The organism is Flavobacterium sp. UBA4854 (assembly GCF_002399805.1).
In the GTDB taxonomy this organism is placed as follows: Bacteria; Bacteroidota; Bacteroidia; order Flavobacteriales; family Flavobacteriaceae; genus Flavobacterium; species Flavobacterium ginsengisoli.
In genome coordinates, this window is the sequence record NZ_DHEI01000160.1 from 82,249 (window position 1) to 92,131 (window position 9,883).

Below are 9,883 nucleotides of genomic sequence, written 5' to 3' on the forward strand. Positions count from 1 at the left end.
TACAATCTTTCTTTTGCTAATAATACTGTAAATTATACAGGTCAGCAATATAATATTTTTGCTCAATTGAAATATAAAATTTCAGACGAATGGACTTCGCAAACTATTGTTTCGCGCACAAGATCTTCATCTGAAGGATATGTTGTGGCTTTGACTATGTTAAGCAATGAAACATTGAGACAACAAGTTACCAATCAAGATTATCCTTATTACGGTACAGATATTCAGCAAAACTTTAACGGAGATTTTAAAATTGGAAAATTGCGTAATAGAGTTGTGGCAGGTTTAGATTTTTACAGTCTTCGTGCAACACGTAATGATGCAACGGTAAACATGCCAGCACTTAATTTTAGGAAACCAGGAGATGCATATAACAATTTTACAATCAATAAAATAGAACCTTTGTTTGCTAATGCGACGTACACTAATATGGTTTCAAATGATGAAAGAACTTATAGTGCTTATGTTTCTGATGTTTTGAATGTTACTGATAGATTGTTGGTAATGGGAGGTGTTAGAGCTGATCGTTATATCAATAAAGGAGTATATTACCCAAGCCGAGATTCTATTGCTGGAAATTACAATCAGACGGCATTTTCTCCTAGATTGGGAGCTGTTTACCAAGTGGTTAAAGATAAGGTTTCTGTTTTCGGAAACTACATGAACGGATTTAATAATGTGGGAGGATCTGATTTTAATGGAAATACTTTTAAACCAAATCAGGCAAATCAATTAGAAGGTGGAGTTAAATTTGACTTTAATAAAATTAGCGCAACTTTCAGTTATTACGACATCAAAGTTACAAACGTAACTCGTGACGATCCAGATCACGTAAACTTTCAGATTCAAGACGGAACGCAATTGAGTAAAGGTTTTGAAGCAGAATTGATCGCTAATCCTATTAAAGGTTTAAATATTGTTGCCGGTTATACTTATAATGATAGTGAATATACAAAAGCCAACCCGAGTATTAATGGTTTGCGACCTACAACTGCTGGTTCGCCTACAACTGCGAACCTTTGGGCAAGTTATAGATTGACAGAGGGTGCAGCATCTGGTCTTGGATTTGGTTTTGGTGGAATTTATGGAAGCGAGTATTATCAAACGAATACAACTACTTTCAAATTCAGTATTCCGTCTTATACCGTTTTGGATGCCTCTGTATTTTACGACAGACCAAAATTTAGATTAGGATTAAAAGTAGACAATCTTACGAATGAAAAATATTGGTCTTATCGTTTAGCGGCTCAAAACCCAACAAGAGTTACAGGAAATATTACTTTTAAATTCTAAAGATTACAATTCGTCATTTAAAATGATATTTCTACATTTGGATTTTATTGCAAATTATGACCAAAGGTTTTAAAAATACTATCAGACAAATACATTTGTGGCTCGGTTTAGCATCGGGCCTCATTGTTTTTATAGTGAGCATTACGGGTTTTCTTTATGTTTTTGAAGAAGAAATACGTGATTTTGCTAACAAAGAATATCTGCACGTTCCCGTTCAAGAAAAGCCATTTATAGGTTTAAAAACTATAATTGAAAATTACGAACGTCTTGAACCTAAACAGAAAATTACCGCTTTAAAAATCGATAAAGTGGAACCGAATGCTGCCGTTCAAATTTCTACGAAAAAGAAAAAGACCTATTATTTCAATCCGTACGATGGAACTTTAATCAATCAGCAGGGAGCGGATTGGCTCAATACGGTACTAGAAATACATCGTACTTTGTTGTTAGGAGAAGTTGGTGAATTTATTCAAGGTTGGGCAGTGGTAATTTTTATCATTATGCTCATAACGGGATTAATTTTATGGTTTCCAAACCAAAGACGCTTGCTTAAGCAATCTTTAAAAATAAAGTGGAGCGGTTCATTCAAAAGAGTTAATTTTGATTTGCATCAAGTTTTAGGATTTTATGCTTCTATCTTTCTGCTTTTAATTGCCTTTTCTGGAACGTATTTCAAATATGATACGGTTAAAAAAGGAGTTAGTTTAGTAACGGGAACCAAACTTAGAAAAGGAGATGAAGTAGTTTCTAACGTTAAAATTGATTCGACTACAATTCCTGTTCGTTATAATAATATTTACGAAAGTGCAAATGCGAAATATCCAGGCGCAACTTCGGTTTCGTTTTCAATTAGAAAAACAGGAGAATTGCGATTAAGAATGACGTATCCAAATGATTGGGCAAGAAATCAAAATACGCTTTTCTTTGATGGAAAAACAGGGCAGATGCTCAGAACCAAATTATACAAAGACAACAACGCTGCTGATATTTATGAAGCTAGTAATCACGATCTGCATACAGGAGTTTTCTTTGGTCTTACAGGAAAAATAATCTGGAGTTTGGTCAGTTTGATTGGAGCTTCATTACCTATAACTGGATTTATAATTTGGTGGAAGAAAGGGAAGAAGTCTAAGAAGAAAAAGATTCAAGCATAAAAAATATTTCGTATAAAAATAAAAAAGCGCAAAATCTATCAGATTTTGCGCTTTTTTATTTTTAGATAAATGTGGTTGTTCCGTAGGAACATCTGGTCGGTAGAACTATGTTGTTGTCATTGTTTTACGTTCCGTAGGAACGTTTGGTTTTATCATTTTTTATGGAGGTGTACATCAAACGTTCCTATGGAACGTGAATGCGTTGTCGTTTTTTTTCTTCCAATCAAACATTCCTACGGAATGATAATCCAATTTTAAATCATTTTTTGTTTGGTTATATTTTGAAATATTGAATCCGACTTTTGTTAGATTTTTATATTAAACTAATTGGCAGATTTAATTTTACTACAAATTTTTCCTAACTCATTACAAAATCTGAATTTTCACTTTTTATTTTAAGAAAATTTAGATTTTGCTGTATTAAATTTGGTCGAAAAGCAAAAATTAAGACCATGCAGATTAGTTCAATTTCAGGCTCATTTTGGGAAAATAAAAAGAAAAGTTCACTTTGGGATCGGTTATTCAGAAGAAATAAAACCATAACTAAAGCTCTCACTTCACCAGAGATTATTGGCAAAGACTGCCAAGGTTTGTTGCTGAAAAACGAAATCATTAAATCATTTCTTTTTTCTACAGATATGGCACTTATCGAGAATAATGATGCCGATGCAATTCTAGCAGTTTATCCGTTTCCACCGTCTCCAAAAATAATCAAAACCTTGATAGATTTTGCTGGAAAACCTGTTGTTTGCGGTGTAGGAGGCGGGACAACAAAAGGCAAAAAGTCAGTAGAAATGGCCATTTACGCTGAACAAGCGGGTGCATTGGGAATTATTGTAAATATTCCGTTTGAGAATAAAGATGTCAAAAAAATAAGAGAGAAAGTTTCTATTCCAATTATCGCTACTGTAACTTCATCTGATCATGATTTTCTGAAAGGAAAGATAGAAGCAGGGGTAAATGTTTTTCATGTCTCTGGAGGAGCAAACACAGCTAAAATTGTGAAAGATATTATAGTTAAATTTCCCAATTTTCCAGTAATGGCTACAGGCGGAAAAAGTCTAAATGATATCGAAGAATCCATTCATTCAGGGTCAAAAGCGATTGTGCTTTCGCCACCGTCAAATAAGGATTTATTCAAAACAATTATGAATAAATATAGAAGCACTTTCTAAAAAGTAAAACGGGATTATTGAAGAAGATTCAGATAATCCCGTTTTTATATTCGCATAATTTGTTTTGTTCCGTAGGAACATCTGGTTGGTAGAACTAGGTTGTTGTTATTATTTTGCGTTCCGTAGGAACGTTTGTTTTTTATCGTTTTTTATAATAATGCATATCAAACGTTCCTACAAAATGTCAATATAACTGTTGATTTTTTTTTCTACCAACCAAACATTCCTACGGAATGATAATTTTGTTTTGAAATTATCTTTTATTACAGCATAAATTAATTAACCATGTGCTTCAACAGAAACGTCATTCCATTTTTCCCAGCTTTCTAATTTTTGAGCGTAACTTTGTTTTACGAAAGGCAATGCCACTTTTCCTAATAATAATCGCAAAGGAGGGTTTTCGTTTTCTACTAGTTTTACCACTATTGGAGCAGTTGCTTCAACTTTGCCAAATACGTTTTCTCTCTCTGCAAGAGCTTTTTTAATGTCATCATATGCGGGAATACTTTCACTAGTAATTCCAGTGTGCCAGATGTTAGACGCGTATCCGTTTGGTTCCAATAAAGTCACGTTGATTCCGAATTGTTTTACCTCAGATGCCAATGTTTCGCTTAAACCTTCAATAGCAAATTTAGAAGCACTGTAAAGGCCCATTCCTGTTGGTAAAGTTGCTAATCCTAAAATAGAAGAAACTTGAATAATGTGGCCACTTTTTTGTTCTCTCATAATTGGCAATACCGTTTGAGTTAACCATAAAGTTCCAAAGAAATTAGTTTCAAATTGTTCTCTCGCTTCTTGTTCATTGGCTTCTTCAACTGCGCCCGTAAGTGCATAACCTGCATTATTGATCAGAACATCAATAGTTCCAAAATGCTGTTTTACCTTCTGAACCACTTCTAGAGATTCTAAACGATTGTTAACGTCTAATTTTAGAGGTAAAATTGCGTTTCCATATTTTTCTTTAAGATCGTTTAAAGTTTCAAGGTTTCTCGCAGTTGCTGCTACATTGTATCCTTTAGCTAAAAAAGCTTCTGTCCAAGCTCTTCCAAATCCTTTTGAAGCTCCTGTAATTAAAATTGTTTTTGACATGGTATTTGTTTTTTATAATTAATTAAAAATATTTATGACCAATCGGTCATTTTTAAAGCAAAAAAAATTATATCAATTTTTCAGATATAATTTTTTTAAGCGTTTTCTCTATTGTTTTCATATTATCGTTATTGCCAGATACTCTTGACATTAAATGCCCTCCTTCAAGCATGGCAAAAAGTGTAATGGCAAATTCTGATGCACTCCAATCAGAATGAAATTCTTTATCGGCAATTCCTTTTTCTATAATCGAAGTTAAAAGCACTTGTCCGCGTTTGATGGCTGCGTTTACTTTTTCTTTCACAATCGGATTTGTGTCGTCTGCTTCGGTTCCAAAGTTTAGCAAAGGACATCCGCCAATTACTGGTGGATTGATTGGGTTGCTAAAAAAATTGATATAAGCAAAAAGTTGCTTTTTGGCGCTTTTGTTTTCTCTAAGTGCTGTTTCTAGTTTAGAACTTAATATTTTCATATTATGATCTACAGCTGCACAGGCCAAAACATCTTTATTTTCAAAATGAACGTACATGCTTCCTTTTGACAATTTGGTAGCTTCCATAATATCGCTCATAGAAGTTGCTGCAATTCCTTTTGTATTAAAAATAGGAGCGGCTTTTTCTATAATAAATTGTCTGGTTTCTTCACCTTTTGTCATGATAAATTGTATTTAACGATGCAAATATATGACCGATTGGTCATAAAAACAAATAAATAATGATTTTTTTATGTATTTGATTGTTTTTTAAAGAGATAAAACTGCTTCAAACATTTGGAAACGGTAGTGTTTAAAGCTGTTTTGCCTCAATTAAATTAATTTAAGAAAAATCAATTCGCACGATTCCTTTCCTCTTCATTTCCAAAGTTTCTTTCGTTAGTTTTTACACTTCGATTTCCAAACTTATAACTCAAAGCAATTTTAAAAGCTCTAGAATCTCTGTAGTTTTCCATCGTATTTTTGATTCCGTTTGAATAATAAGAAATTAAAGGTTTTTGCGCGTTCAATAAATCTTCTCCCGTTAAAGTAATTGAAAGATTCTTTTTTAAAGCCAGAAACTTGACAGAAACATCCAAAATATTCAAAGTCGAAATATTAAAAACCTGATAACGTCCCGGTAATTGCAAACCATAATTTAAACCAATGAAAAGGGTTTTAGATTGATTTACTGTAAAATCGTTATTGCTGTAAATATAGCCGTTGTAACCGTTTACAGAAGCAATTAGATTCGTTTTTGATTTTACATTTTGATAGTTTAAATTGAACCCGATAAAGCTATTCCACCAAGAATATTTATTGAAATTGTAATAGGTTGAAAGTCCGATTTGGAAAGTGTCGGCGTAATTGATTGGTGTACTTTTCGTAATATTCGTTTCAGGATCAATAATCGCTAATTCTTGTCCAAAATCTGAAACTTGAGAAAAATAGACATTATTTACCCATTTTTGATTTCGGATATAAGAGAACTCAAAATTGTCAATAATTGAAGGTTTCAAAAACGGATTTCCTTCTGAATAATAGAACGGACTTGTTCTAATCACAAACGGATTCAAATAATCAAAATCTGGTCTGCGAATTCTTCTGCTGTAATTTAAAGAATATGAATTATTGTCGTTTGCATTGTAAGTCACATAAGCGGTTGGAAACAATTTGATATAATTGTTTTTATTGGTTTGGTTTAGATTCTCTGAATAACCTTCTGTTTGTGTTGCTTCGGCTCTTAAGCCAATTTGCGTTTCCCATTTTTCGGTCAGTTTTTTATTGGCTGAAAAATATAAAGCTTCGTTGTATTCTTTGTAAGTGAATATATTAGAAAAATTAGAATTCAAGATTGGAGTTCCAGTTTCGTTGTCAAAAACGGTCAAATTGTTTTTAGTATTGGTGTAAAATCCTTTTCCTCCAAAACTAATATTTGCCCAAGAATAAGGAAACGAAAAGTCAATTTTCGCCGAATAATTTTTCAATCGGTTTAAGTTAGAATTGATTGCGGCAAAGTAAGTTTCGGGAATATTTTCATTTTGGTTGTCTATTTCATTTCCTGAAAATGTGCGAGAATCATCTTTTTGATAATTGAAATAATCCAAATCAACCGTAATATTTTTACCTTCATTATTTAAGCCAAAAACGTTATTCCAATTTATAGAATTCATTTTCGGTTTGTTTTCCGAATTCACATCGGACAAAATATAAGAATTGATTTCTCCAGAAGTATTATAGCGAGTAGTCAGCGGATTATTTACTGCATTTCTATCATTAAAACTTCCTAAATATTTTATTCCAGACGTCCATTTTTCAGTCAGTTTATAATCGGCACCAAAACCAATGCTCAATATATTTGTTTTTGATTTGGTTGTAATATCTTGTTTCCAAACTTCATTTGGATAATAAATTCGGTTGTCAGAAGTCGTACAAAAGTGGTCTTTTCCTTTATTTATAGAAGCTTGAAGCGATAGCTTATTATAATTGTAAAGAAACAATCCGTTTATATTTTCGCTTGCGTAACTTCTTTGTACATAAGTAGATCCAAGATTCGCACTCCAAGAATTCGCTTTGGCGGTTTTTAATTTAATATTGATTAAACCGCTGTTTCCTTCGGCTTCATATTTTGCAGGTGGTGTTGTAATTACTTCAATACTTTTAATATTATCTGCAGGAATCGATCTTAAAAATGCAGACAAATCTTCTTGTGTCATTTTATTCAAACGATCATCAATCATAACCAAAACTTCTCCTTTTCCAACAATAGAAATCGTTTCGTTTTGTACTCGAACTGTTGGCGTAGATTTTAAAGCATCCAAAGCTGTTCCGCCAGTTGCAACAACAGAGTTTTCTACATTAAAAATCAAACGATCTACTTTTTGTTCTACGAGTTTTTTTCTCGATTTAACCGTAACGCCATCAAGCTGAATCTGTTCTTTTATTTCCAAATTTCCTAAATCAATGTTTTGGTCAATTAGAATTGATTTATTGCTAAATTCCGTTCCAAATTGCTCAATTATCAATTGATAATTTCCTTTTGCGGCATTGAGTGTAAAATTTCCTAAACTATCTGTAGAAGCTTGTTTGTATAAAGTTCTATCTAATTTTAACAAAGTTGCAGTTGCAAATTCCAACGGCATTTTATTTTGATTGATTATTTTTCCTTTTAATGAAAATTGCTGACTGAAAGCATTGATTTGGAATAGAAATAAAATGGATACTAAAATGATTCTGTTCATGATTTGGATTTTAATTACAGGACAAAACTGTTAGAATTAAAACCCAAAAACCACTTTTATCGACAAACCCCTTCGATTAATCTGCAAACCCGTTAAAATGCTTTTTACTGAATGTATATCTTTGTTTTAAAAATATACCGAATGTACAAAGGAACCATTACCAAAAGGCTCGAATGCTTAATTCATATTATTTATTGGCTTTTAATTTCGTATTTCACTTTCGTGAAAAATCCGATTGGGGCACGATTCTCTGTACCGAATCTGTTTCTTTGCACTTATTTTATCGTTTTTATTATGACATTTTATTTTCATTATTTGATCGTAATGAAAACGGTTTTCAAAGCTTTTAACTGGAAAAGACTTTTTGCAGGTTTTTTTGTTTCCTATCTAGTTTTTACTTTTTTAAGATTCTTTTTTGAGCAAATTATAACTAAACTTTTATTTGATAGAGTAAATTATACCAATATAAATTTTCTAAATTATATGCTCGACAATTTACATTACAGCAGTATGTCAATCATCTTGAGTTCGTTTCTTTGGTTTGTGATTTATTCGATTCGTCTTTTGGAATATAACAAGCTCATTTTGGAAGAAAATAAGAACACTGAAATCAAATTCTTGAAAGCACAAATTAATCCGCACTTTGTATTTAATACTTTAAATAATATCTACTCAATGGTTTATTTTCAGTCAGATAAGTCATTAGCGGCAATTGATAAATTAAGTAAGATTATGCGTTTTACCACTTATGAATCGCAGAAAGAAAAGATTAAATTAGCAGATGAAGTTGAGTACATAAAAGCATATATTGAGCTCGAAGAATTGAGGCATCAAGAGAATCTTTTGGTTGATTTTAATGTCGAAATCAAAAATGAGTTAGAAGAAATTCCGCCGTATATTTTATCGCCTTTGGTCGAAAATGCGTTAAAACATGGAGCGGTTTCTAACTCTGAATCCATAAAAATAGAATTGAAAGTTTTGGAAAATCATTTGAATTTTAAAGTAAAAAATAGAATCGGAACACAGAAAAAAGATAGTTTGGGCGGAATTGGTTTAGATAATTTGCAAAAGCGTTTACAGATTCATTATCCTAAAAAACATAAATTAAGAATCATGAACAACGAAAACCACTTTACAGCAGAACTTGAAATAGATTTAAAATGAATAAAAAAATAAACTGCATTATTCTAGACGACGAACCGTTTGCTGTAAAATTAATTGCCGATTATGCTTCTAAAATTTCAAGATTAAATGTTTTATACGCTGACAGCGATGTTTTTAAAGCAATTGAAATTCTAAACGCTGAATCTGTTGATTTGATTTTTATTGATATTCAAATGCCACAATTAACGGGAATTGAATTGATGCAGATGTTCAATCAGAAATATAATTTTATTATTACTTCGGCTTATCCGCAATATGCGCTTGAAGCTTTTCAGTTTCATGTGATCGATTATTTGTTGAAACCTATTACGTTTAACCGTTTTTACCAAAGTGTAGAAAAGTTCATTCGCTGGCAAGAAACATTTCAGGTTAGTGAAAAATTAGGAGATGATTATCTATTTGTAAAAGCGGATCGTAAGCATTATAAAATTGCGCTAAATGATATTTTATATATTGAAGGTTTACGAGATTATATCCGAATTCATACTAATGACGAAAAGATAATGGCATTGGAGAATATGAAAGATATTTTGGAGAAACTTCCAAGTAATCAGTTTATTAGAATTCATCGTTCTTATATTATTCCAAAAGGTAAAATTAAAGTAATTGACGGAAATCAGATTGTAATGAAAAGCGGCAATGCTTTGCCAATAGGAGAGACGTATAGGAAATTGGTTAGTGAGTGGTTGGTGTAAGTTTTTATAAATAGAAAATTAAAGTAAACTAAAAAGAAATGAAGAAATTGGAATTGTACTGGAGAGATATTAATATAGGATCGATTGTTGAAACCAATTG

Annotated in this window: 8 protein-coding genes; 5 read left to right on the forward strand and 3 right to left on the reverse strand. The window is 31.9% G+C overall.

From position 1 onward, the window contains the following. The 3 genes from B3J44_RS23215 to B3J44_RS23225 form a co-directional block, all read left to right on the forward strand. Positions 1-1,293, forward strand: a 1,293-nt coding sequence (locus B3J44_RS23215; protein WP_286971771.1) for a TonB-dependent siderophore receptor, incomplete at its 5' end; no start/stop codon positions are given. 56 nt (positions 1,294-1,349) lie between these two features. Next, positions 1,350-2,447 (forward strand): PepSY-associated TM helix domain-containing protein, encoded by a 1,098-nt coding sequence (locus B3J44_RS23220; protein WP_286971772.1) that lies wholly within the window; start codon positions 1,350-1,352, stop codon positions 2,445-2,447. Positions 2,448-2,899: 452 nt separating this feature from the next. Beyond that, positions 2,900-3,622 carry a hypothetical protein gene (locus tag B3J44_RS23225; RefSeq protein WP_286971773.1) on the forward strand — a complete coding sequence of 241 codons (723 nt, stop codon included), beginning with the start codon at positions 2,900-2,902 and terminating at the stop codon, positions 3,620-3,622. A 279-nt stretch (positions 3,623-3,901) separates the two neighbouring features. On the opposite strand, the gene B3J44_RS23230 is transcribed toward B3J44_RS23225, so the two are convergent. From B3J44_RS23230 to B3J44_RS23240, 3 genes are all read right to left on the reverse strand, one after another. Then, positions 3,902-4,711, reverse strand: a complete 810-nt coding sequence (locus B3J44_RS23230; protein WP_286971775.1) for an SDR family NAD(P)-dependent oxidoreductase — start codon at positions 4,709-4,711, stop codon at positions 3,902-3,904. A gap of 67 nt (positions 4,712-4,778) precedes the next feature. Next, a complete protein-coding gene (locus B3J44_RS23235) occupies positions 4,779-5,366 on the reverse strand; it encodes a TetR/AcrR family transcriptional regulator (RefSeq protein ID WP_286971777.1) in 588 nt (195 codons plus the stop codon). 170 nt (positions 5,367-5,536) lie between these two features. After that, positions 5,537-7,924 carry an outer membrane beta-barrel family protein gene (locus B3J44_RS23240; protein WP_286971780.1) on the reverse strand — a complete coding sequence of 796 codons (2,388 nt, stop codon included), beginning with the start codon at positions 7,922-7,924 and terminating at the stop codon, positions 5,537-5,539. Between the two features lie 141 nt (positions 7,925-8,065). Between B3J44_RS23240 and B3J44_RS23245 the strand changes: the two genes are divergently transcribed. Beyond that, entirely contained in the window at positions 8,066-9,088 is a 1,023-nt protein-coding gene (locus tag B3J44_RS23245; protein ID WP_286971782.1) for a sensor histidine kinase, read from the forward strand. Next, positions 9,085-9,783 carry a LytR/AlgR family response regulator transcription factor gene (locus B3J44_RS23250; RefSeq protein WP_286971784.1) on the forward strand — a complete coding sequence of 233 codons (699 nt, stop codon included), beginning with the start codon at positions 9,085-9,087 and terminating at the stop codon, positions 9,781-9,783. The genes B3J44_RS23245 and B3J44_RS23250 overlap by 4 nt, the downstream gene beginning before the upstream one ends. Positions 9,784-9,883: the final 100 nt, after the last annotated feature.

What these genes read in the sequence shown, in the direction of transcription:
- B3J44_RS23220 (WP_286971772.1), top strand. Translation starts at nt 1,350, where the DNA reads ATGACCAAAGGTTTTAAAAATACTATCAGACAAATACATTTGTGGCTC.
- B3J44_RS23225 (WP_286971773.1), top strand. Translation starts at nt 2,900, where the DNA reads ATGCAGATTAGTTCAATTTCAGGCTCATTTTGGGAAAATAAAAAGAAA.
- B3J44_RS23230 (WP_286971775.1), bottom strand. Translation starts at nt 4,711, where the DNA reads ATGTCAAAAACAATTTTAATTACAGGAGCTTCAAAAGGATTTGGAAGA.
- B3J44_RS23235 (WP_286971777.1), bottom strand. Translation starts at nt 5,366, where the DNA reads ATGACAAAAGGTGAAGAAACCAGACAATTTATTATAGAAAAAGCCGCT.
- B3J44_RS23240 (WP_286971780.1), bottom strand. Translation starts at nt 7,924, where the DNA reads ATGAACAGAATCATTTTAGTATCCATTTTATTTCTATTCCAAATCAAT.
- B3J44_RS23245 (WP_286971782.1), top strand. Translation starts at nt 8,066, where the DNA reads ATGTACAAAGGAACCATTACCAAAAGGCTCGAATGCTTAATTCATATT.
- B3J44_RS23250 (WP_286971784.1), top strand. Translation starts at nt 9,085, where the DNA reads ATGAATAAAAAAATAAACTGCATTATTCTAGACGACGAACCGTTTGCT.